Annotated in this window: 23 protein-coding genes; 9 read left to right on the top strand and 14 right to left on the bottom strand. The window is 62.7% G+C overall.

Annotation, left to right across the window (positions count from 1 at the left end):
- Nucleotides 1-19: 19 nt before the first annotated feature.
- Both GS_RS13995 and GS_RS14000 read right to left on the bottom strand, forming a co-directional pair.
- Entirely contained in the window at nucleotides 20-2,275 is a 2,256-nt protein-coding gene (locus GS_RS13995; protein ID WP_235044903.1) for a PAS domain S-box protein, read from the bottom strand.
- Between the two features lie 138 nt (nucleotides 2,276-2,413).
- Complete coding sequence (locus GS_RS14000) at nucleotides 2,414-2,836, bottom strand: GSU0071 family protein (protein ID WP_010943417.1); 423 nt, start codon at nucleotides 2,834-2,836, stop codon at nucleotides 2,414-2,416.
- Between the two features lie 194 nt (nucleotides 2,837-3,030).
- Here GS_RS14000 and GS_RS14005 point away from each other — a divergent pair, with 194 nt between their 5' ends.
- Both GS_RS14005 and GS_RS14010 read left to right on the top strand, forming a co-directional pair.
- Nucleotides 3,031-3,351 (top strand): heavy metal-binding domain-containing protein, encoded by a 321-nt coding sequence (locus GS_RS14005; protein WP_010943418.1) that lies wholly within the window; start codon nucleotides 3,031-3,033, stop codon nucleotides 3,349-3,351.
- 16 nt (nucleotides 3,352-3,367) lie between these two features.
- Complete coding sequence (locus tag GS_RS14010; RefSeq protein WP_010943419.1) at nucleotides 3,368-4,120, top strand: class I SAM-dependent methyltransferase; 753 nt, start codon at nucleotides 3,368-3,370, stop codon at nucleotides 4,118-4,120.
- 7 nt (nucleotides 4,121-4,127) lie between these two features.
- On the opposite strand, the gene GS_RS14015 is transcribed toward GS_RS14010, so the two are convergent.
- Nucleotides 4,128-4,316 (bottom strand): hypothetical protein, encoded by a 189-nt coding sequence (locus tag GS_RS14015; protein ID WP_010943420.1) that lies wholly within the window; start codon nucleotides 4,314-4,316, stop codon nucleotides 4,128-4,130.
- Nucleotides 4,317-4,515: 199 nt separating this feature from the next.
- Between GS_RS14015 and mscL the strand changes: the two genes are divergently transcribed.
- A complete protein-coding gene (gene mscL, locus GS_RS14020) occupies nucleotides 4,516-4,947 on the top strand; it encodes a large conductance mechanosensitive channel protein MscL (protein WP_010943421.1) in 432 nt (143 codons plus the stop codon).
- 108 nt (nucleotides 4,948-5,055) lie between these two features.
- Here mscL and GS_RS14025 read toward each other — a convergent pair whose 3' ends face one another.
- From GS_RS14025 to GS_RS14045, 5 genes are all read right to left on the bottom strand, one after another.
- Nucleotides 5,056-7,041, bottom strand: coding sequence for a heterodisulfide reductase-related iron-sulfur binding cluster (locus tag GS_RS14025; protein ID WP_010943422.1), 1,986 nt, complete (start codon nucleotides 7,039-7,041; stop codon nucleotides 5,056-5,058).
- Nucleotides 7,042-7,096: 55 nt separating this feature from the next.
- Nucleotides 7,097-8,440, bottom strand: a complete 1,344-nt coding sequence (locus GS_RS14030) for an electron transfer flavoprotein subunit alpha (protein ID WP_010943423.1) — start codon at nucleotides 8,438-8,440, stop codon at nucleotides 7,097-7,099.
- 43 nt (nucleotides 8,441-8,483) lie between these two features.
- Nucleotides 8,484-9,302: an electron transfer flavoprotein subunit beta/FixA family protein gene (locus tag GS_RS14035; protein WP_010943424.1), complete on the bottom strand. Its 819-nt coding sequence runs from the start codon at nucleotides 9,300-9,302 to the stop codon at nucleotides 8,484-8,486.
- A 197-nt stretch (nucleotides 9,303-9,499) separates the two neighbouring features.
- Nucleotides 9,500-10,303, bottom strand: coding sequence for a GNAT family N-acetyltransferase (locus GS_RS14040; protein WP_010943425.1), 804 nt, complete (start codon nucleotides 10,301-10,303; stop codon nucleotides 9,500-9,502).
- Nucleotides 10,304-10,307: 4 nt separating this feature from the next.
- Nucleotides 10,308-11,180, bottom strand: a complete 873-nt coding sequence (locus GS_RS14045; RefSeq protein ID WP_010943426.1) for a radical SAM protein — start codon at nucleotides 11,178-11,180, stop codon at nucleotides 10,308-10,310.
- A gap of 440 nt (nucleotides 11,181-11,620) precedes the next feature.
- Here GS_RS14045 and draG point away from each other — a divergent pair, with 440 nt between their 5' ends.
- Both draG and GS_RS14055 read left to right on the top strand, forming a co-directional pair.
- Entirely contained in the window at nucleotides 11,621-12,550 is a 930-nt protein-coding gene (gene draG, locus GS_RS14050; RefSeq protein WP_010943427.1) for an ADP-ribosyl-[dinitrogen reductase] hydrolase, read from the top strand.
- An 86-nt stretch (nucleotides 12,551-12,636) separates the two neighbouring features.
- Nucleotides 12,637-14,103, top strand: a complete 1,467-nt coding sequence (locus tag GS_RS14055; protein WP_010943428.1) for a cytochrome c family protein — start codon at nucleotides 12,637-12,639, stop codon at nucleotides 14,101-14,103.
- Nucleotides 14,104-14,198: 95 nt separating this feature from the next.
- Here GS_RS14055 and GS_RS14060 read toward each other — a convergent pair whose 3' ends face one another.
- The 6 genes from GS_RS14060 to GS_RS14085 form a co-directional block, all read right to left on the bottom strand.
- Entirely contained in the window at nucleotides 14,199-14,996 is a 798-nt protein-coding gene (locus GS_RS14060) for an NAD(+)--dinitrogen-reductase ADP-D-ribosyltransferase (RefSeq protein ID WP_010943429.1), read from the bottom strand.
- A 58-nt stretch (nucleotides 14,997-15,054) separates the two neighbouring features.
- A complete protein-coding gene (locus tag GS_RS14065) occupies nucleotides 15,055-15,384 on the bottom strand; it encodes a NifB/NifX family molybdenum-iron cluster-binding protein (RefSeq protein WP_010943430.1) in 330 nt (109 codons plus the stop codon).
- Between the two features lie 28 nt (nucleotides 15,385-15,412).
- On the bottom strand, nucleotides 15,413-15,676 hold the full coding sequence (fdxB, locus tag GS_RS14070; RefSeq protein WP_010943431.1) for a ferredoxin III, nif-specific: 264 nt from the start codon (nucleotides 15,674-15,676) through the stop codon (nucleotides 15,413-15,415).
- A 67-nt stretch (nucleotides 15,677-15,743) separates the two neighbouring features.
- Nucleotides 15,744-16,133, bottom strand: coding sequence for a nitrogen fixation protein NifX (gene nifX, locus GS_RS14075; protein ID WP_010943432.1), 390 nt, complete (start codon nucleotides 16,131-16,133; stop codon nucleotides 15,744-15,746).
- 81 nt (nucleotides 16,134-16,214) lie between these two features.
- Nucleotides 16,215-18,974, bottom strand: a complete 2,760-nt coding sequence (locus GS_RS14080; RefSeq protein ID WP_010943433.1) for a bifunctional nitrogenase iron-molybdenum cofactor biosynthesis protein NifEN — start codon at nucleotides 18,972-18,974, stop codon at nucleotides 16,215-16,217.
- Between the two features lie 215 nt (nucleotides 18,975-19,189).
- Nucleotides 19,190-19,876 (bottom strand): YcbK family protein, encoded by a 687-nt coding sequence (locus tag GS_RS14085; protein WP_235044904.1) that lies wholly within the window; start codon nucleotides 19,874-19,876, stop codon nucleotides 19,190-19,192.
- A gap of 103 nt (nucleotides 19,877-19,979) precedes the next feature.
- Here GS_RS14085 and GS_RS14090 point away from each other — a divergent pair, with 103 nt between their 5' ends.
- The 4 genes from GS_RS14090 (at nucleotide 19,980) to GS_RS14100 (ending at nucleotide 23,040) form a co-directional block, all read left to right on the top strand.
- On the top strand, nucleotides 19,980-20,549 hold the full coding sequence (locus GS_RS14090; RefSeq protein WP_010943435.1) for a cytochrome c3 family protein: 570 nt from the start codon (nucleotides 19,980-19,982) through the stop codon (nucleotides 20,547-20,549).
- Nucleotides 20,550-20,782: 233 nt separating this feature from the next.
- The gene (locus GS_RS14095) at nucleotides 20,783-21,241 is read left to right on the top strand and encodes a Fur family transcriptional regulator (protein WP_010943436.1); all 459 of its coding nucleotides are present in this window, start codon (nucleotides 20,783-20,785) and stop codon (nucleotides 21,239-21,241) included.
- Between the two features lie 163 nt (nucleotides 21,242-21,404).
- A complete protein-coding gene (locus GS_RS17720; protein ID WP_262421247.1) occupies nucleotides 21,405-21,527 on the top strand; it encodes a hypothetical protein in 123 nt (40 codons plus the stop codon).
- 109 nt (nucleotides 21,528-21,636) lie between these two features.
- Complete coding sequence (locus GS_RS14100; protein WP_010943437.1) at nucleotides 21,637-23,040, top strand: cytochrome b6; 1,404 nt, start codon at nucleotides 21,637-21,639, stop codon at nucleotides 23,038-23,040.
- Nucleotides 23,041-23,063: the final 23 nt, after the last annotated feature.

Raw genomic sequence — 23,063 nt, forward strand, 5'->3', positions numbered from 1 at the left:
CAACCGGGCAGGGTAGGAGTCAGGGCGAAACAGGTCTGCCGCCGAGGCAGTCCCCGAGGGTGAACCAGAAGGTGGCGCCGCGGTCGGCAGCGGCGTCCGCCCATATTTTCCCGCCGTGGCGATGGATGATCCTCTGGACCGTGGCGAGGCCGATGCCGGTGCCTTCATAGTCATCACGGGCATGGAGCCGCTGAAACGGGACAAAAAGCTTGTCGGCGAAATTCATGTCGAAACCCGCGCCGTTATCCCTGACAAAAAACGTCTGCTGATCGCCCGACGGAATAACGCCGAACTCGATGCGCGCCCGCTCAGTGCGGGAGGTGAATTTCCAGGCATTGCCGAGCAGGTTGGACAATACCACGCGGATCAGGTTGCCGTCACACTGGGCCATGACATCGGGCGCGATCTCCGTGTCCACCAGCCGGTCCGGCGCGGCCTCCCGCAGGTCGGTCACGACGTCCATCGCAATGGTGCTCAGGTTGACGGGGTGACATTCCAGGGGTGAACGGTTCGTCCGTGAGAGACTAAGCAGCTCGTTGATCAGGGTATCCATCCTCTGGGCACCGCCTTCGATCCGCGTGAGCAGATCACGGCCCCCGTGGTCGAGCCGGTCGCCGTAGTCCTCCGCGACGACCCGGCTGAACCCGGCAATGTGACGCAGCGGCGCCCGCAGGTCATGGGAAACCGCCGAGCAGAAAGAATCCAGCTCGCGATTGGATAGCTCGAGCTCCCTCGTGCGCTCCCCCACCCTCCGTTCAAGCTCCTCGTTCAGCTGCCGCATCCCCAGTTCGGCGTTCTTGAGTTCGGTAATATCGTGGTTTACGACCAGGACCGCGGCGGACGAATCGTCCGCACCCCGTTCGGGGATCAGCGTGGTTTCAAAGTGGCGCAGGCCGCGAGGGGACTGGTAGGTAAATTCGAGCCGCTGTTCCCTCCCGGACGAGAAGACTTCGTTGATCGCCGCATCCCAGCGATCGACCAGTTCGTCCGGCATGCCGATCTCCCGGTTGGTCCTGCCAATGAAGTGCTCCGGCGGGAACCCCGTCACCCTTGTTATGGCGGCGCTCACATAGAGATGGCGCAGCTCGCGGTCGAACCGCGCGATGATGTCCGGGATGTTGTCGAGGACGAGCCGGTGGCTCTGCTCCTGCCTCCGCAGCTCGTCTTCCATGAGGCGGCGCTCGGTGATGTCGTTGAAGACCGCCGCGAACTTCCCCCTCTCAGGGCAGTAGGCGCGGACGCTGTAGTATCTCCCGATCGCGCCCGCGTATTCTTCGAACTCCGCCGACCGCCCCGACAGGGCAACGTCCCCGTACCGCTCGATCCAGTGGCGCTCGGTGCCCGGCATCACCTCAAGGACCGTCTTGCCGACGATGTCGGCGGCCCGAAGCCCCGTCATCCGCTCAAAGGCCCCGTTCACCGCCAGGAACCGGTAGTCCGCGGGATTGCCGTCCCGGTCGCAGATCAACTCGTGGAGAGCGCAGCCGCTCATCATCTCCTCGAACAGGAGGCGATATCGCTCTTCGCTCCGGCAGAGCCTTTCCTGGGCGAGAATTCTGTCCGTCACGTCGCGCGCGACGGCGAACACCAGGTCCCCCGCCGGTGCGGCGCGCCATTCGAGCCACCGGTACGAACCGTCCCGGACGCGGTAGCGATTGGTAAAATCCTTCACCTGCCGTTGGTGCGCAAGGTCGGACATAGCCCCCATCGTCGCCTCGCGGTCGTCGGGGTGCACCAAGTCGATGAACTTCCTGCCGAGCAGCTCATGGAGAGGGAAACCGAGCACCTCTTCCCATGCAGGGTTGAGCCGCCGGAAATACCCACTGTTGTCGGCCACGCAGAGCAGGTCGAGGCTGTTGCGGAAGTAGGTGTCGCATTCTTCCGACTTCTGCCTCAACTCTGCCAGGACTCGCGAGAATATCGCACTGTCCCTGAAGGTGAGGATCACCTGCCCCAGCGCCGGCAGGAAGGCCGCCTCCACCTCCACCTGCCTGACACCGCCTTCCCGCTGCCTGAGCCCGATCTCGGCGCGGGCCGGGCTGCCCGAGGTTGCCGTGTTTATCAACGCGGTGTGCCATGTGCCGGAACCGCCGGCTTCAAGCTCGGCCAGGGACAGGGAGAGAAGCTCGGCCCGCGGGTAGCCGCTCAAAAGACACAATCCCTCGCCGACGTCGAGCAGCCGCCCCTGGCCGTCGGCAACGCAGAAGGCTGCCGCGTCCACAGGGGGTCCGTTGTACTCTTCGTTTGCCGCGTCGTAAGCCATGAAATCGACCATCCTTGCCGACCAGGTGATATCTCTGTGCAATGTCGGCTGAGCATAGCAGATTATCATTGATCAAACAAACAGTTATGATCACGCCGATGCGGGTACCGTGAACCGTGAGATCAGTCAGGGGGGGGCGTTCGACGCCTACTATCCGTTCGCCAGTTGTTCTTCCAACTCTCGGTAGACCGCTTCCATGACACCGTAACGGTGCCAGTGGCCGGCCAGCTTGCGGGCACATTCGATCATCCCCACGAGTCCGGCTGCGGTACCGCAAGCCACCAGGGCGGAGAGATCTCCATTGACGACCATAATGATGCCCGCAACGAACAGGGTGAAGCTCGACAGGAAGAGGGCCGTCTCCATGTGCCGGAAGGGGGACTGGAGCATCCGCCCGAGGCGGGCGTAAGCGCGGGCATGGGCCCGCAGGCGGCGCCGGTACTCCTCCAGCTCGGCACCGTGAAACCGGGCGCAGGCCCGTACGTGCAGACGGCACAGCGCCTGCCTGCTCGATGAGGAAAGGCGTTCGCCCAGGTAGTGTTCAAGTTCCGCGTCGATCATATACGTGTCCATATCAACCTCCCTGTGACACGTATCGGCGCAATTGATCAACTCTTAAAAAAATCTTCCAAAACAACATTTTACACATCATCGTGTCATATGAGACGGTCGCGTTCCCTCCGGCCGGCACGGGGCCATTTGCGAGTTCGGCCGGAGAGGGTATGCTTTCCATGATATCCACACCCCGGAAGGAGACCAAGAACGCCATGATCATCACCACAACTCCCACCATCGAAGGAAAGCGGATCGTCCGCTACTGCGGCGTTGTTGCCGGCGAGGCTATCCTCGGCGCAAACCTGTTCAAGGATCTGTTTGCCAATATCCGCGACATGGTGGGCGGCCGGTCGGCCACCTACGAGCGGGAATTGCAGCGGGCGCGCGACATCGCCCTGCGGGAACTGGAGGAGCGGGCCGAAGAACTGGGCGCCACGGCCGTGGTGGGGGTCGATCTTGACTACGAGGTCATGGGACAGGGGAACGGGATGCTGATGGTCTCGGCCAGCGGTACGGCGGTGGTGGTCGAGTAGAAAGGGAGAGGACGCCATGGCGGAGGGGTTCAAGGACTATTTTTCCGACACTTCCGATGCGTACCGGACCTATCGCCCCGAGTATCCGGACGCGCTCTTCGCGTGGCTGGCCGGGCTTCCGCCCCGCCGGGACGCCGCCCTCGATTGCGGCTGCGGCACCGGCCAGGCATCGGTGGTCCTTGCCAGCTACTTTCCCCGGGTCTACGCGGTGGACCCCAGCGCCGGCCAGATAGCCAGCGCCGTCCCCCACGAGGGGGTCGTGTACCGCGTGGCCCCGGCGGAACAGACAGGGCTGCCCGGTGCGAGCGTTGACCTGGTGGTGGCCGCCCAGGCTCTCCACTGGTTCGACTTCGACCGGTTCTACCCGGAGGTGCGCCGGGTCGGGCGACCCGGCTCCGTATTCGCCGCCTTCAGCTACGGCCTGCTTTCCATCGACGCGGACCTGGACCGGATCATCGGCCGGTTCTACCGCGAGGTGATCGGTCGCTACTGGCCCCCCGAACGGGCCCACGTGGACGACGGCTACCGCTCCATCCCCTTCCCGTTCCCCGAAATCGCTGCGCCTCCCTTTGCCATGGAGGCACGCTGGGAACTGGAGCACCTGCTCGGCTACCTGGCAACCTGGTCTGCAGTCAGGGAATACCGGCAACGGCTCGGCACCGATCCGCTGCCGGAGCTTGCCCGGGAGGTGCGGGACGCCTGGGGCATCCCGGAGGAGGGACGAACCATTGTCTGGCCCCTGGCGCTGCGGGTGGGGCGCATCGCGTAGGGCGGTGTCAGCCCCGCCGGTGGGGTATGGATGCCAGGGCCCCCTTGAGGTCCGCCAGGGCCTGCTCGATCTCCGCCACGTTTGCCTCGATTTCTTCGAGGTCGCCGTTCACGTCCAGCTTGTCGGCAAACTCCTTGATGATCGCCATGTGCCCTGCCAGCAGCTCATTGACCCGCGATGTCTCGATGTGTGTCATAGTATCCCCTCCTCCCGTTCGGCCGCGCCGATCATCCTCCATTATCCCCGGTGGCCGACGAAAACCAGTATAGCCGCCCCGCCCCCGCTGGCAAGTGCCCTGCAAAAAGAGGCACGTTCTCCCTTCCAATCGGGCGGGGATGTGGTACAACAAAGGTTATTGCCGGCCCAACGACCAGCCCACTACACGGAGGTGCATGATGTTCAAGGAGTTCAAGGAATTCGCCATGAAGGGAAATGTGGTCGATCTGGCCATCGGCGTTATCATCGGCGGCGCATTCGGCAAGATCGTCACGTCGGTGGTCAATGATATCGTGATGCCTCCCATCGGCCTCCTGATGGGCAAAATGGACTTCTCGAACCTTTTCATCGACCTGTCGGGCAAGGGCTACGAGAGCCTCAAGGCCGCCAAGGACGCAGGCGCGCCGGTCATCAGCTACGGTGCCTTCATCAACACGGTCCTGGACTTCGTCATCGTGGCCTTCGTGATCTTCCTGGTGATCAAGCAGATCAACCGCCTGAAAAAGGAGCCGGTGCCCGCCCCGCCCGACACCAAGGAGTGCGCCTTCTGCTGCTCCGCCATCCCCATCAAGGCCACCCGCTGCCCCCACTGCACGTCGGAACAGAAATAGCTTTATCCGGGCGGAGACACGATTACCGCTTCAACGGCTTGATGGCACGAAAAAGGGCGCTCCGCCGGGAGCGCCCTTTTTCATTGCCAACCACTGCCGAATGCTGTGCTACGAAACCGGCCGCATCCCCTCGGCCACCACCTCGGCAATGTCTCTTACCCGGGTCTGGCCGGCCTGCTTGTCCTTGAGCCCGTCCTCAAACATGGTCATGCAGTAGGGGCAGGCAACGCAGATGGTGTCGGGGTTCTTCGACAGGGCTTCGGAGACCCGGTTCAGGTTGATCCGGGTGCCGGTCTGCTCCTCCATCCACATGCGACCGCCGCCGGCGCCGCAGCAGAACGACTCATCCCGGGCCCGGTCGAACTCGGTCGGTGCAGTGCCGGTGACCGTGGCCACCACCTCCCGCGGGGCTTCATAGACGTCGTTGTGCCGCCCGAGGTAGCAGGAGTCGTGGAGAATGATCTTCCCCAGATCGCTCACCCGGCGGTCGAGCTTCAGCCGGCCCTCGGCCAGGAGCTGCCGGATCAGTTCCGCGTGGTGGATCACCTCGAGCTCGATGCCGTACTGGCGGTAGTCGTTCTTGAGGGTGGTGAAACAGTGGGGGCATTGGGCAATGACCTTGGTCACCCCCCGCCCCCGGAAGAGAGCCACATTCTCCCGGGCCATCCGGTCAAAGACGTACTCGTTCCCCAGGCGCCTGAGGCTGTCGCCGCAGCACTTCTCGTCCTTGCCGAGGATTCCCCAGGATATGCCGGCCGCGTCGAGGATCGTCGCCAGGTTGACCGTCACCTGCTTGCTGCGGGAGTCGAAGGAGCCGGCGCACCCCACGTAGAGGAGATACTCGGTCTCGCCCTTGGCAAAGGGTTTTACATCCAGGAGGGACGCCCACTTGGTCCGCTCACCGGGGGCGATGCCCCAGGGGTTGGAGCGCTGCTCCATGTTCTCGAAAAGGTTCAGAAGCTCTTCCGGGAACCGGGCCTCCATCTCGACCAGGTGACGCCGCATTCCCACGATCTTGGGCAGGTGCTCGATAAAGACCGGGCAGGCCTCCATGCAGGCCCCGCAGGAGGTGCAGGCCCAGATGGACTCCTCGGACACGCTCCCCGGGCCGCCGTCGCCGATGAGCGGCAGGGTCGGCACCCCGCCCCGCTTAAGGAGCGGCCCGTTGGCCAGGAGGTTCACCTTGATGTCATTCACCACCTGGCGCGGGTTCAGGGGCTTGCCGGTGATGTTGGCGGGGCAGACCTGCTGACAGCGACCGCACTTGGTACAGGCAAAGGGGTCGAAGAGATCCTTGACCGTGAACCGGTCCACCTGGCCGACACCGAAGGCGCGCCCCGCCTCGAAGACTTCGGGGAGCTGGGTGTTGGGCCGTGCCTCCGGATGGAGGAAGCAGTTGGCGATGGCCGTAAAGACGTGCAGATGCTTGGTGAAGGGGATCAGCACCGTTATGAAGGAGAGGAGCGCGGCGGCATGGAGCCACCAGTAGAAATTGAAGGTGGCCTCGATGTGCTTGGGGGTCAGATCGGCCAGGAATTCGCCGAAGAAGGAGGCGATCGGCATGAAGGCTGCGGCCCGCTCCTCGCCCCGGGCGATCTCGGCGGCGCTCACCCCGAAAAAGGCGATCATGTGGACGGCGATGAGCACGAGGATCAGGTACGACTCGAAACTGCGGGCCTCGGGATAAGGGGGGAAGAAGGTCCGCCGCACCAGGGCGATGGCAATGGCCACCAGCGTGAGGGCCGACATGACGTCCGACAGGAACCGGATCGGCACGTAGAGGGCATCGGGCAGCGCCGACAGGCGGGCCGCCGGGAAAACGCCGCTCACCACGAATTCCACGTTCACGAAGGCCAGAACCATGCAGGCCCAGAAGATGACCAGGTGGTTCAGGCCGAAGAATTTATGGAGCACCCGCTTCTGGACGAAGGCGTACAGCAGCATCTCCCTGAGTCCCTCGCCGACCCCCCGGAACGTGTAGCCGGGGCGGCCGAGGGTAACAAGGCTCAGCTTGCGGTAGAGGCTCCAGGCAAAGAATGCCAGGGACGCCAGGAGCAGTGGAGCAAAAACGGCAGGATTCGGATGCATGTACATGAACCTCGTAGCAATGAGCGAGATGATGAAGTGCGAACTGGTCGGGCTGTGACCTCTAGCCGCCGGTCACAGGACCCTGATTCTTCAGCTCCCGGATGCGCTGGGTAATGGCCGGGACGATCTGGAACAGGTCACCCACGATGCCGTAGGTGGCCACCTGAAAGATGGGGGCGTCCTTGTCGCGGTTAATGGCGATGACCACGTCGGAATCCTGCATCCCCACCAGGTGCTGGATTGCGCCCGAGATCCCGCAGGCGATGTAAATCTTGGGTCGCACCGTCTTGCCCGTCTGGCCCACCTGGCGCTCGTGGGGCATCCAGCCGGCGTCCACGGCGCTGCGCGACGCACCCACAACCCCGCCCAGTTCGTCGGCCAGTTCCTTGAGGATGGAGAAGTTCTCCGGCGCCATCATGCCGCGGCCGCCGGAAACGATGAACTCGGCACCGGCCAGGTCCACGTGGTCGCCCTTCTTGTCCCGGATGATCTCCAGCACCTTGGTCAGGATGTCGGCCTCGTTGATGGCGCACTGTTCGCGGACGATCTCGCCCGTGGCACCCTCGATCCGCTCCGGCATCTTCATGACGTGGGGCCGCACCGTGGCCATCTGGGGGCGGAACCGGTCGCACATGATGGTGGCCATGATGTTCCCGCCGAAGGCGGGGCGGGTCTGCTTCAGGTTCCTCTTGTCGTCCACGTCCAGCCCGGTGCAGTCTGCGGTCAGGCCGGTCTTGACCCGCGTGGCCACCGCGCCCGCCAGGTCGCGGCCCATGCCGGTGGCGCCCATGAGGATGATCTCGGGCTTGTACTTCCCGATCAGGTAGCAGCAGGCTTCCAGGTAGGGTTCGGTCCGGTAGTGAAGGAAGACTTCTTGGTCCAGCAGATAGGCCTTGGTGGCGCCGTAGGCGAACGACTCGCGGCAGAGATGCTCCACGTCGCGGCCGATGACCACGGCGCACAGCTCCGTGCCGAGGCTGCGGGCGAGCTCGCCCCCCACCCCAAGCAGTTCCCAGGAAACCTTGGCCGGCTCACCCTCGGTCTGCTCAATGAAGACCCAAACCCCCCGATAAGCGGCGAGCATCCGGGCCAGGGCAGCTTCTTCCTCGTCCACCTCTTCGGCGGCCCCGCCGGCTCCGGCGGCCTCCTGCTGGCGAGCCAGCTCTTCGAGGATCTTCAGCTCCTCGGGGGTGAAGAACATCTCCAGGGCCTCGGCCGGGCAGACCTTGACGCACTTGACGCAGCCGATGCACTTCTCGCTGAGAATGATCGGCTCGCCGGCGTCGTTCATGTCGATACAGTTGACTGGGCAGGCGCTCTGGCACCGGGCGCCGCAGGCGATGCACTTTCCTTCGATCAGCCGTGCCCGGCCCCGGGGTTTCTTCGGTTTTACCGGTTGAGTCATTGAATACCTCGTCTATGCGTTCACGCGTTCAGGCGTTGATTCGTCACACCGCCAGCAGATCCTTTGCCAGCAGTTGATTGATCAGCAGGTTGGCCGTGCCCACCGGATCTACCATGCCGTCGCCGATGATCTCTCCCTTGGCCCGCTCCGGCGAAAAGATCCGGCTCACCCAGGTGGGCGACCCCTTGAGGCCGACGCTGTTCACGTCAAGGCGCAGGACCTCATTGTTCCAGACTTTGACCGCGGCGTCAACGGAGGCAAGCCGCAGCGGAACGGTGGGATAGCGAGGGCGGTTCAGCTCGCGCACCACGGTAATCATGACCGGCAGCGGCGCCTCCACCACCTCGTAGCGTCCCTCCAGCTTGCGCCGCACCCTGATCGTGCGGGCCGCCGCGTCCAGGTGCTCGATCCGGTCCACCAGCGTGAGCTGGCTGAACCCGAGGCGAACGGCAATGCCCGGCCCCACCTGGGCCGTATCGCCGTCAATGGTTTGCTTGCCGCAGAAGACGATGCCGATCTCGTCGCCGGCCTCATCGGCGATCCGCTTGATGGCGGCGGCCAGCACGTTACTGGTGGATAGGGTGTCGGCACCGCCGAAACAGCGGTCGGAGCAGAGGATCGCCTCATCGGCGCCCATGGCCAGCGCCTTCTTGAGGGCGGCTTCGGCATTGGGCGGCCCCATGGAAAGCGCCACGGCCCTGAAGCCGTAGCGGTCCTTGATCCGCAGCCCCTCTTCCAGGGCATGGGTGTCATAGGGGTTGACGATGAACGGGATACCCTCCCGCACGAGGGTGTTGGTCACCGGATCGATCTGGACCTGGGTGGTATCCGGCACTTGTTTGATGCAGGAAATGGCGAGCATTCATATCCTCCGGCCCGTCAAGGGCTCAGCCGTGAAGGCAGGGGTTCTGCCCTTACTTTAAACAGACGGGCACTATAACAGAAACAGAAAGTGCTAATCAAGCATAGTGTGCTTAAAATGTAGGCATATATTTTTATCTACACTAAAACATGCCCATTATTTGGGCTGACGATGCGCCATGCCGGTACCGCCGCAACCTACCCCATACTCCCCAGACTGGCCAGGGAGAATAGCGTCGAGGGATCATATGCCGGACTGCGCCCCACGCACATGAGCGAGGTCCTGCCGGCCACGGAGAAGCCGGCAGCGTTCAGCAGCGCCGCAGCTGACACGTTGCGTGCCGGCGTATCGAGCACAACCCTCCCTGCCGACCCGGCCACGGCGCGCGCCCCGGCGAGCAGGGCCGTGGCGCAGCCGTTGCCGCCGCACCAGGGGCCGATCTGAACGCCGTCACCGCAGGGCTGTACCACGAGAAACCCCCCGTCTCCGGCCAGCAGGGTGCCGCGCTCCGCCACGGCCGCCAGGAGCGCCTCGCGCCGGTCGTCCCACCCCTGCCGGTCCAGCGCCACCATCCCCTCCAGGGGCATCACGCCGGCGGACGCCTCTCCCGGAGCTCCGGCACCGACCCAGCGGGTAACGGTGTCCAGCTCGCGGAACCCCATGCGCTCATAGAGAGGACGGCCCGCCGGTGACGCGGTCAGCCAGACCGTTTCCGTGCCGGCGGCAATCAGCTCCTCCATGGCCCGTTCCATGAGCCGGGCGCCGATCCCGCGCCCCCTGAATTCCCGTTCGACGAGGAGATTGCCGACCCACCCTCCAGTGCCATGCCTGACCGCCGTGACAAAGCCCACGGGGCGACCGGCCAGGGTGGCGGCGAGACAGCCAGCGGGAAAGGCCCGCTGCAGGAATGTGAGCTCCCAGGGGTCGCTGATCCACCCTTCGGCACGGGCCAGGGCCAGGAACAGGTCCAGGGATTCGCCGTTGAACGGACCGATCTCCATGATCTCAGGGGGCGGGCGGCAGCGCGCAGGCCGACTCGCCCACGGTCAACTCGGCGCCGATGAGCCCCACGGCATCCGCCCGGCACTGGCGGCAATGCTTGAACTGGCCGATGACCGCTTCGTTGGCGCGGCGGACCACGTCCAGTTCTTTCGGCGTCGGCGGCACGACATGGGCCAGTTCCGCCTGGGGAATGAGGGGCATGATGTTCATGACAAAGGCGCCGAACTCTTTCACCGTACGTCCTATGTCGCTGACCTGCCCGTCATTGATCCCGGGAATGAGGACGGTGTTGACCTTGACGGTCATGCCCAGGCCGACGGCGCGCCGGATTCCCTCCAGCTGGTTTTCGATGAGAATCCGCGCCCCCTCTTCCCCCCGGTACACCGTGCCGTGATAGAGGATGTGGCCGTAGATGCGGCTGCCGACGGCTGGGTCGAGGGCGTTGAGGGTCACCGTGAGGCTGTGGAGCCCCAGGTCGTGGAGCCGGTCGATGCTTTCGGGGAGCAGGAGGCCGTTGGTGCTCATGCACTTGATGAGGTGAGGGAACTCTTCCCCCACGAGCCTGAAGGTCTCGAAGGTCTCCTCATTGGCCAGGGGATCGCCGGGGCCGGCGATGCCGATGACCTTGATGATCGGTCCCACAACCGGACTCGCCATGACCTCGCGCACCTTGACGATGGCCTCGTCCGGGGTGAGCAGCCGGCTCGTCACCCCGGGGCGTGACTCGTTGGCACAGTCATGCTTGCGGGAACAGTAGCCGCACTTGATGTTGCAGCGGGGCGCCACGGCAAGGTGCATCCGGCCGTTCTTGTGGTGATTGCCGCCAAAACAGGGGTGTCCCTGTATCTTCTTCAACTGGTCACAGGACGTTGCCATAGTCGACCTCCGTGGATGATGAACTGAAAAGGGCGCCGATCTTGGATCCCCAGCGCCCTTGCCGTGAAACGCAACGAGCCCGGGGTCTCTCGACCGCCGGGCTCCCTTGCCTGCGTGAATGGGGCGCCGCCGGGGCGCTCCCTCGTATGTGGTGTGCGATACGTCTTCGTATGCCGTATCATTCCCTTAACACTAAGCGTGCCACAATGAAGAAGCGTCCCCGCCCACATGGCAACACCCTTAAATCGCAGAACATTTACCCGGGCCAAACGTATACACGCACACTAGTGTGACTAATTGTTGGGCAGTGACTGACAGGCATTAGGCACATGTATGCCTCAATCGTCGCAGCGCGGGAGGGCTCCGCGTTGCAAAGAACCGGCGGTCGGGCGTTGAGGATCGCTGGGGCATGCCGGTCAGTTTTTTGCAATCGATGCCGCATGACCTTTTCCTGCGAGCCGGCAGAACTTCGTTCCCGCGCCAAGGCGGCCTTCATCGGCCTGGCAGTGGGAGACGCCCTGGGGGCGCCGGTGGAATTCATGACCACGGGCGAGATCAAGGCCAAGCACGGCGTCCTGCGTGAGATCGTCGGCGGCGGCTGGCTGCGCCTCAAACCGGGGCAGGTGACTGACGATACCGACATGTCACTGTGCGTGGCCCGGGGAGTGGCGAAGGCAGGGGAGTGGAACCTGACGGCCATTGCCGAGGAATTCGCCGCATGGCTCCGCTCCAAGCCCGTGGACGTTGGAGACACTTGCCGCCGCGGCATCCGCAACTACATGCTCAAGGGGCTGCTCGAAACCCCGTTCAACCAGTGGGATGCCGGCAACGGCGCCGCCATGCGGATGCTGCCGACAGCCCTGTTCACCATGGGGGACGACAACCTCCTGTGCCGCTGTGCCGTGGAGCAGGGACACCTGACCCACAACCACCCCCTTTCCGACGCAGCCTGCATCACACTGGGCAGGCTCGTCCACCTCTCCGTCCTCGGCTTTTCCAAGCCGCGTCTGCGCCGTGAAGCGGACCGGCTCACGGAAAGCCATCCCACCTTTTCCTTTGAGCCCTACCGGGGGCTCGCCACGGGCTACGTGGTCGACACCATGCAGACCGTGCTCCATTTTTTCTTCCGCGGCCGCGACTTCGAAGAGTGCCTCGTCTCCACCGTCAACCAAGGGGGGGATGCCGACACCACCGGCGCCATCATCGGCATGGTCGCCGGCGCCTACTACGGCATGGAGGAAATTCCCCGGCGCTGGCTCAAAAAGATGGACCGGCAAGTGCTGGACGAGATCGACACCCTGTCGGATCTCCTTATTTCACTATCACCGGCGCTTCGGAGCGGAAACGGAATTTTGTTGCCTCCCGCTTGACGGTTCCCCCCCGGGCTGGTACACCTTTAGTGCGCCTTAACTAACGGTGCGAAACAACTCACGTATTTAGATTCAAGGAGGAAACAATGAGGCAACGCTCTGCCCTGTTCACGATTCTGGCCGTTGTCGCGGCGCTGCTGGCGGCCGCCGGAGCTGTTCAGGCCCGCTCACCGGTCTTCGACGTGGACAAGGAGTTCTACCCCTACTACCCTTCCCTCATCAAATGGAACAAGTCGACCGTGCCGTTCAACGCGCCCGAGGTCTGCGGTTCCTGTCATGAGCAGCAGTTCAACGAATGGAACGGATCGGTCCACAGCCTCGCCTTCAGGGACCCGATCTACCAGGGCGAGCTGAACAAGGCCGTGAAGGCCGTGGGCCACAGCATCTCCCGCCAGTGCGAAGGCTGTCACTCCCCCGTCGGCGTGGTCACCGGCGAAATCAAGGGCCCCGGCTTCCAGGGTCTTTCCTCCATGGCCATGGCGGGTGTCTCCTGCGACGTCTGCCACTCCATCAGCGGCGTCACCCACTGGCAGACCCCGTCCCATGAGCCCGAAAACGGTTCATTTATCCTGACCCCCGGCGTGGAAACGGCCAATGGGCAGGTGCTGGTCAAGCGCGGCCCCTTCAAGCCCTCGCCGGAGTGCGGCGGTGGGTTTCACCAGTGCGAGGAATCCGACCTCCACCTGCGGGCCGACCTGTGTGCCTCCTGCCACCAGGTCTATCACTATGATGCCCACTTCCCCATCGAGGCAACCTACCTGGAGTGGAAGCACGGCCCCTACGCCCAGAAGTCGATCCTCTGCCAGGACTGTCACATGGTCGATCTCGACACCTTCAAGCGCTCAGCCGACCAGTTCGTGATCCCCGACCGCAAGGAGTACCGCCACTACTTCAACGGCGCCAACTTCCTGCTGACCTACCTGGCCGCGGGAGCCGCGAAAAAGGCCGGGGACGAGGAACTGGCCAGGAATCTCATGCGGCAGTACGAAATGGCGATCCAGCGACTGAAGATGGCCGCCGACCTTGAAGTGACCCCGGTCTATCGGAGCGGCAGGCTCGCCGAGCTAAAGGTGCGGGTGAAAAACATCCGTGCCGGGCACAACCTGCCCACATCACTCACCAACGTGCGGCAGATGTGGCTCGAGATTACGGCCAGAGATGAACAGGGAACGGTCCTGATGACCAGCGGCACCCTCAACCCCGACGGAAGCCTGCCGGCTGAAGCGCGCGCCTTCACCTCGGACGGCATGGGGAGCGATTTCCATTTCGCCATCGACCCCTGGGTGGTGACGGCTTTCTCCAAGCATGAAACCATTCCGCCCAAGGGGTGGAAGGACGTCCACTACGGCATCCAGGTGCCCGAGGGGGTCGGCCGGATCACCGTGGAGGCGAAGCTCCGCTTCCGCCAGGCGGACCAGAAGGTGGCCGAGGCCCTGCTCGGAGCGGTGCCCAAAGATATTGACCTGGAGCAGATCTACGGCATCAAGAGCGTGCCCCCCCTGCCGGTGGTGGATATGGTGGTGAAACAGGAGACGGTAAAGACGGCGCCCTAGCAGCAAGGAAATTGCCGCGCCCCTTCCGGTTGCATACCTGCGAAAAAGCCCCGGCCGCCATGGCGCCGGGGCTTTTTTGCATCAGAGGTGTACCGTCAGATGGTGCACATGATCTGCCGTACCCGGTACTCGCCGCCGATCACCAGGTATTCCCCCTCCCCCTTCATGATGCTGTTGGGCAGCAGGTCGTTGAAGAAGAAGATCTTCGACAGCGGCGCCCGGATCTCCCAGACGGTGAACCCGAACTCCCATGCGCGCTCCTCTACGGATGTGAAGGAAACCAGGTTGTTGAAGCGGACGATCTTCTCCCGCTTGCCAAGCTCCTCCACCACGTCATAGTCATCGGCGTCGAAGGTGCCGCGGTAGAGGGTGATCCAGCGTTCGCCGGCCATGCGGCGCGCCTGCTCGTACTGGCAGAATTCGTAGAGGATGTCCAGCTGGGAGTTGATGGCATTGGTCCTCTTGCTCCCGGCGGTGCGGTCCATCACGTAGGTGTAGTAGGACTCGCTCTGGATGCCGCCGATGCGGGCCTTGTGGAAGGTTGGGACGATGCCCATGCGGCTCTCTACCCACCCCTTGAGCACGGCCCCCTCGACTGAGTTGGAATCCATCATCCAGCCGCGCAGGTAGCGCAGGTAACTGTTCTTCAGGCTCTTGCGCGCCGTGTCCGTCTGCTGGGCCTGCCAGTGGTGGAGCTGGAACTTGACCGACATGTAGTCATTGAAGACCGTGCCGCGCTCTTCGGCCGAGGCAATACCGTCGAGTTTTTCGAAGAGGAACCGGTTGGCGGGCCGCACCCCCTGAACTTCCAGAGGGTGCGGGTTATCGTTGAAGTGGCGGGAGGCGATGACCCACGGGGGGAGATTGCAGAGATTGAATCCCGAACTGAGCATGGGCCGTCACCTCGTTGTGAAGGAAATGGGGTGCTCCGGAACCCCGGAGACACCAGAGCTACAGAACCTTCGCAAGCTCCACGAGCGTTGCCTTGATGGGGCCGTCGGCCGTGAAGGCTTCCAGGCCGAGCCGCTCCAGCTCCATCAGTGGCCCCGGTCCGATCTGGGCGCAGACGAGCGCCCGGCAGCCGACGAGGGCTCCGGCTATGGACGAAAGGATATGAGCCCGCTGGGAGTGGTCGGACTCACCGGTGCAGTAACGCTCGATCTTGCGCTCATCCACCAGCCGGGCATCGCCGCCGTCGACTTCGTAGATGAGGAAACGCTCGGCATGACCGAAATGTTGATTGATCTCCCTGCCGTCCCTGGACGTCACCGCGATGAGCATGGGTACCTCCTGTTCCGGAGATCGGCGGTTACATTTCAACCGGCGCGAAGCTGAAGCACTTCTTCGAGCAGGTCCGGCCGCAGGCCTGACAGCCGATACAGTTGTCCGGGTTCGTCACTTTCATGTACATCTTGGCCGAATCGTCTTCGTCCACCTCTTCGAAGGTGAGCACGTCGTGGGCGCAGACCTTGTAGCAGCGGGCACAGCCGATGCAGGTTTCCTCGTCGATGGAGACGACGAACTGGGGGGTGTATTCCGTCTTGTTTCTTCTAAGCCCTGTGATGTAAGCCATTGTCCTTCCTCCGTATCCTGTGATGTATCGCGCAGGATCACGCCGTTGTGCGCTGCAGCGGGTTAGCCTATTCGTTGTCCTCGAACGACACTTCCGCACCCTTGTTCATGGCCTTGCGGAGCCACGGCGGCGGGTTACCCTTCAGGACGTCCCGGAGCCGGCCGACGGTTTCCTGCAGGCTCACCGGCGTATTGGTCTTCATGGGGTGGATCTTCAGGGCCACGAGCTTGGCCGCGGCCGGTCCGCCGATGGCCATGGTGTAGACGATGGCGCACTCCTTCAGGGCATTGGCCCGGGCCGCGATCTTGTCTTCCTCGTCATCGCCGTGGGCGCCGATGGCGATAGTTTCCACGAAGGACGCCCCCTCGGGCGTGATGTCCCAGATCTGGAACTGCTTCGCCATGCCGAAGTGCTCGTCGATCATCTCGCCGGTCGTACTTGTGAATGCGACTTTCATGTGTTCTTCCTTTCTTGAGCTCCGCCCGATTCGCGCGTGCGGGCAGCGCCGCGGCGAAGTCGGCAGGCATTTCGGCTCGAATCAGTTATGGGCCAGCTTCTGGGCATCCCCCGCGTTGGCCTGGAACAGGTTGGCCGTTTCGAACAGCAGATTCATGGTTCCCCGGTATCCAACCCACATTTTCTGGTGGGCGCCGAGGCGGTCGAAAACCGGAAGCCCGGCCCGCAGATGGGCCTTGATGCCGAGTTTGGCCGCGGCCTGGCGGCCGTTGGAGTTGGCTACGATCAGGTCGCACCCCTTGGCGGTCGTCTCCAGGTCTTCCAGGTCGCCCACGAAGACGTCCCCGGCCGGGAGGGCGTCCAGCCCCCGGACCCTGGTGGCGGCAATGGCCGCCCGGATCTCGCATCCCATGCCTGCCAGGAAATTCGTCAGAACCTTCAGGTTGTCGCCTTCCAGGGCAACGGTAACCTTCTTCAGCCCGAACTGGTAGTGGGAGTCGACCATGGCGTCCATGAGCCGGCTCCGCCAGCGGTTGAACTTCTCCGGGATCGGCCGGCCCGAAATGGCCGACAGGGTTTCCATGAAGCGGTCGACCTCGGCCAGGCCCGTGAGGGAGGTGAAACCGTAGTTGGGCATGCCGCAGGTGGTGGTGAGCGCTTCTGCCGCCTTTGCCAGCGAGTCGCCGATGAAGATGGCGGCGGCGCTGCGGCCGGCCTGACGGATCCGCTCGGGGGAGACACCCCCGGTTGACAGGGGCGAAACCGTTTCGTCGATATGGCCGTCCAGGGCATTGGCGATGTCCGGCACAATGATGGGATCGAGCCCGAAGGCCTCGCAGATCTCCCGGACCTCCTCCACATCGGCGGGGGTCAGGTGGGCGCCGGGGAGAACCGTCACCTGGTCCGGGATGGATGCGCCGGGCTCCGGCACGCTCCGGACAATGGCCTCCACCGCCGCCGCGTATCCCTCCTGGAGCGAACCGCAGTAGTCGGGCGTGGACGCCCAAACCACGGGCACGTTGTCATGCTCCGGGTGCTCCTCCCGGAACTGGTGGATGGCGCTCCGGACGTCATCCCCCATGGTTTCCGTGAGACCTGAGGTCATGACGCCGACCACCGTTGGCCTGAATTTCTCCATGACCCGCGCGAGCCCCGCCTTCAGGTTCTCCCAGCCGCCGAAGATGGCGGTGTCCTCGCTCATGGCGGTGGAGTTGAGGGCGATGGGCTCCTTGAAGTGGCGGGAGAGCTGGAGCCGGATGAAGGTGGAGCAGCCCTGGGCTCCGTGCAGGAGCGCCAGCATCTGGTCGATGCCCAGGTAAGCCAACGTTGCGCCCAGGGCAGGCGAATTCTTCTGGGGGTTCACCGTGGCCGGCTTGGTGGGGACCTTGACCCGTGAATCCTTCAGGTCCTCGTCCAGGTAGGCCCGGGCATGGCCGGCCGCCCTGGCCACGCTCGCAGCCAGTTCCTCATCGGACTTCTCCCAGGGGGACTTGGCGTTCAACACTGGCCAGATGGGGTTGTTTACCGTCAGGTCGAGCTGCTTCGCAAAGGTCACCATCCCCTCGTACCCCGCATAGGGATGGGAACGCCCATGGTTGATATCCAGGAACGGCGTCTTGGTTTTCAGGGCCAGGAACTTGGTCTTCCCGCCGGCAACGATCAGATCGGGCATCTTGTCATACATGACCTTGAGGAGCCCGGCGCTGGAAGTGTCCTCGATGATCCCGGCATCCTGGTGCATGAGGGCCTTCATCCGGTAGAAATCCTCCAGGGTCGAGTTCTGGGTGCCGGCGGCCAGGATCTCCACCCCCAGCTCCCGCAGGGCGTTCACCATGGACCAGGTCTTGACCCCGCCGGTGAAAAGAACCGAGCGCTTCCCTTCGAGCCGTGCCCGGTAGGGGGCAAGCCGCTCCCGGCATTGCGCCTCTTCCTCTTCCAGGAGCTTCTCCACCCGGTCCTGCATGATCCGCTTCTCCAGCCCGCCCACGGCGTCATCCAGCTCCCGGGCGATGTCCCGCAGGGCCTTGGCCGTGTCGGTCATGCCGTAAAAGGACTCCTCCAGGTAGGGCATGCCGTAGTTCTTCTGCATCTTCCTGGCGAGGTTGGTGAGACTCTTGGAGCAGATGATGACGTTCAGCTTCGCCCGGTGGGCGTAGCGGAGATCCTCGAATTTGGCGTCACCGCTGAAACAGGAGAGAATCTGGATACCGAGCCGGTCGAACAGCGGCAGCATCCCCCAAAGGTCGCCGGCGATGTTGTATTCGCCGATCAGGTTGATGGGATACTCTCCCAGCACCGGCGGCTCGGCGGTGCCGATGACGTGCTTCAGGAGCACCTCGCCGGCCAGGCGGTTGCCGATGTTCTTGTCGCCGATGAAGCCGGGAGTGTTGACCGGGATCAGGGGGATGGCGACCTTTTTCTGGGCCGCCTTGCAGACCGCCTCCACGTCGTCGCCGGTCATGGCGGTGACGCAGGTGGCATAGACGAACATGGCCTTTGCCTGGCCCGCATAGCGCTCCGCCAGCTCCAGGATGGCCCGGTAGAGCTTCTTCTCGCCGCCGAAGATCACGTCGTTTTCCAGCATCTCGGTGGTAAAGCCCCTGCGGTAGAGCTGGGAGCCCGAAGAGCGGGCACCCCGGTTATCCCAGGAGTTGCCGGCGCAGGCGATGGGGCCGTGCACCAGATGGATCACGTCGGTGACCGGCATGAGCACCACCCGGGCGCCGTCATAGGCACAGGAGCGCTCGGTGCCCTCCCCCGGTTCCGATTTCTTGCAGAATTTCGGGGCACCCTTTTCGTGGGTTTCGCAGTCGGTTGTGTCGTAATAATCGGGTCTTGCCATGGTGACCTCGAATGTTTCCTGCAAAAGAAAACGCCGCCATTCCGGAGAATGGCGGCGTCGTTGCCGCGTCGGTCTCTGCCCTGCTCACTGATGGTTCAAACGCTCCTTTGCACCCCACGTGCCAATCGATAACGTGCTGTTTTCATGGGAAATTGCAACCAGGATTGCTGCCGGACAACCAGCGTTGCGGGATGGATTTGCTCATTTTTTATGCACTACCAGGTGCGGAAGCGCCCCGAATCCAGGTGGACAAAGCCCGAGTGCGGATAGTAGCCGACCCCGCCGCACCGGAAGCCCGCGGCCAGATCCCGCAGGACCGCCAGGCTGACCCCGGGCACGGCGATGTCGATGGCCTTCCCCTCCATGTGGAGGCTCTGCTTTGCCACCGCGCCGTTGTGTTCGCTGAGTATCCGGTTGTATTCGGGGGACCGGTAGCCGGAGATGATGCGGAACTCCCTGCCGCCCCCCAGTACCTTGTCGACCATGTTCAGGTATTCGATCACCGCCAGGTCCATTTCGGTATGCTGGTTGGTGAAGTGGCAGCGGAGCAGCCAGTTGATGGAGTTGAGGGCATCCAGGTCCACCTCGCCGTCCGGAGTCCGGTAGGTCACCGACAGGTGCTCGCCCGTGTGAATGTTACGCAGGGAGAGCCTGCCGACAGGGTAGCTCTCTTCCAGAAATTCCGTGGCCAGGGCAGACCCTATGCCCCTGAGACAGAGCACCCCCAGCAGTGATGCCCTGAGAAATCCCCGCCTGCTGAAATAATGATCCGACACGCCATCCTCCACCGAAAACCAGTTGTCATGTGGTAGCAAAAAGGTGAGGGAGATGTCAATCTTGCGTCCCCGGGGCCGCTCTTTTTCAGTGAGTAGCACCACCCGGTCCGCATTATCCAGTAACACCAAATAGGTACTGATGCGTAATTTTGCATTGCCCTACTACTTTAATTTTTATAGAATCACTCCACATAAAATAATCTCAATAAAGTCTTTCACAGGAGGATATATGCGCAGACATTCCAACAAAACGAATCCGGTTGCGGCGGGGATTCTGTTCATCACCCTGGCATGCTGGGCGGGAAACGCCATGGGGTGGGGCACTTCGGGTGACAGTAGGAGTACCTGGGGCGGTTCGGGGTCATCCCTGAATCTAAACCTTGCGTTCACTGATTGCGCGAAATGCCATACCTCCACTAACAACGTCAACCGACACCACGACCTGATCACGAAAAAGGGTAAGCAGTGCCTCGCCTGCCACACCATGACGGCGGACAACTCGGGGCAATATACCGTTCAGGTCCAGCGGGACTGCCAGGCCTGTCACACATCCTCCGTCCACGACAACGTCCAGCACAATGTCAGCACCTGTAGCCGTTGCCACGGCAGCGACGTCATCAACATCCACTCGGGGTGGCGTTCATACACCAGCACATTGTCGGTCTGCTACCTCTGTCACACCAGCACCAATGCCAAGGTCAAGGCGACCATCGCGAAGGGTGTGAGCGGACAGACCGTTTACTGCACCGACTGCCACGGTAGCAACCCCCACAGTTGGGGAGGCACCTGGGGGCGCTGACCGGGACTGATAAGGACGAGGAATCATGCGAAGGGCCGGGGCAGCACATGTTCCGGCTCTTCGTGCGTGCAGCCCGGCATAAAGAACCATGTTCATGTCTTGCGAACGGAACAACGCATAAACCTGGGAAATGCCATTTTTGGAAAAAATTCACCCAAGGCTTGACTCACCCCCAGTTGTTAGGTATTTTTCTTACATGGAATCATTAGTCAACAAGCGGACGGTCATGTGCCATGCCGAAATCAAACATACTTACCACAGGACAAGAGGACGCCTTTGAAAAGGCATGCAGAGATGCCGGGTTGCGGCTCACCCATCAGCGCCTGGAGATCTACCGTCAACTGGCCACCTCTACTGACCATCCGTCGGCGGAGACGCTCCATCAACGGTTGCGCCGGGACAACCCCACCCTCTCCCTTGATACGGTCTACCGGACCCTGGCGGTCTTCGCGCACCACGGTATAATCAATAAAGTCGAGACGGTCGAAAGCCAGTCGCGATTCGAGGCGAAACGCATGCGGCATCACCACCTGATCTGCAGCAGATGCAAGGAAATAATCGATTTCCAGTGGCACCACATCGACGAGGCCCCCCTGCCCGAAGAGACCAGAACCTGGGGGCGGATCGACAACAAGAACGTCGTGATATACGGCGTGTGCAACAAGTGCCTTGAGGCGAAAAAGGCATCGTAACTTTTTTGTGCCCAGCCACTAGTAATTATTCTTACCTGATAATTATTACAGCCAGGCTTCCACCTCCCTTCCATGCCCATAAACCGACTGATTGCGAGGCTGCCGCGTCCGGCAGCGACGCGACCCGGACGGTTGCGCATTCCATTCGTAAAGGAGATGACCAATGGAGAGGAAACGTCTCACAACCAATTCCGTCGCCCCCCTCTGCCTCAAGGCCGACCAGGCCTACGGCACAGAGGTGGTCGACACCCAGGCTATCCCGCTGAACGATGTGACTGCCGACTGACAACGGGGAAATTTCCGATCAGCGCCGGGCAGGGCAGACTTCCGGCCTCCCGCCCGGCGATTCCATGGCAAGTCGATCCATTGGCGCAACAGAACACAAGGAGGAACTCATGAAAAAAAGGACGTTGATGCTCACGAGGCTTCTGGCGGGAGGGTGTCTCGGGGTGCTGGCCGGGGTAGCCATGGTTCAGGCACAGGCGGAAAAGAGTGTGACCAGCTATGCTCCGGTGGCGGTAACGGAAAGTATCTCCTCGGTCATCTCCCGGATGAAAGCCGCGAAACCGGAGATCATGAAGCGGCAGCAGAATCTGCTGGCAGAGCGCTACGATCTCGGCAACCACCCGGCCAAGGGCATCACCATGGCCAACGGCAAGGCAGTGCAAGAAGGTGTCCGCGTCAAGCTACCCAAGGGAATGACCTGGGAGAAGCTGGCCCGGATGAGCCCCGAGGAAATCCGGGACAAGAATTTGTACCCGGCAGGATTTTTCCCCCTCCCCCACCCCAATCATCCGGAGGGGGGAATGCTGTTTCCCAAGTTCCATATCGATGAGATCAAAAAGCAGGAGGCGCGGGATCTGACCCGGTTCGACCTGGACTTTGACCTGCCCGATCATTTCCTGCCCGAATTCCCGGCACCGATCTACCTGACGACCCGCCCCGACCTGGGCGATGTGTCGAAAGGGAAACTGGTCACGATCAACAACTACTATGAGCTGTTCAACGGCATCCTGAACCCCAAGCAGCTGGAAGGGCTGAGACTGCTGGTGACGCCCTTCCCGCAGCAGCAATTCAACCAGACCGAGGATCGGCGCTCGGAGCAGCCGAGCCGGGGCGTCACCTGCTTTGACTGCCACGCCAACGGGCACAGCAACTCCACAACCCACCTGGTCGGCGATATCAGGCCCCAGGAATTCCGGCATCGCCTTGACACCCCGACCCTCAGGGGGGTGAATATCCAGCGGCTGTTCGGTTCGCAGCGGGCGCTGAAGAGCGTTGAAGACTTCACCGAGTTCGAGCAGCGGGCCGCCTATTTCGACGGTGACCCGGTCATTGCCACCAAAAAAGGGATCAATATCCTCGACCGGGGCCACCAGGTCCACGCTATGGCGGAATTCATGGCCCTCTTGGACTTCCCGCCGGCCCCCAAGCTGGGCATAGACGGCAAACTGGATCCGAGAAAGGCCACCGAGTCGGAGATGCGCGGACAGGAGCTGTTCTTCGGCAAGGCCAAATGCGGGGTTTGCCATCCCGCCCCGTACTATACGGACAACACCATGCACAACCTTCGCGCGGAGCGTTTCTTCAAGCCCCAGATGATCAACGGCAGAATGGCTTCGGCCGATGGCCCCATCAAGACCTTCCCGCTGCGCGGCATCAAAGATTCGCCCCCCTACCTGCACGACGGCCGTCTGCTGACCCTGGAAGATACCGTGGAGTTTTTCAATCTGCTCACCGAAACCACCCTGACCGAGCAGGAAAAGCTTGACCTGGTCGCCTTCATGCGCCAGCTGTGAGAATCGTCAGAGACAGGCAGGGG

It is taken from the genome of Geobacter sulfurreducens PCA, assembly GCF_000007985.2.
GTDB lineage: Bacteria > Desulfobacterota > Desulfuromonadia > Geobacterales > Geobacteraceae > Geobacter > Geobacter sulfurreducens.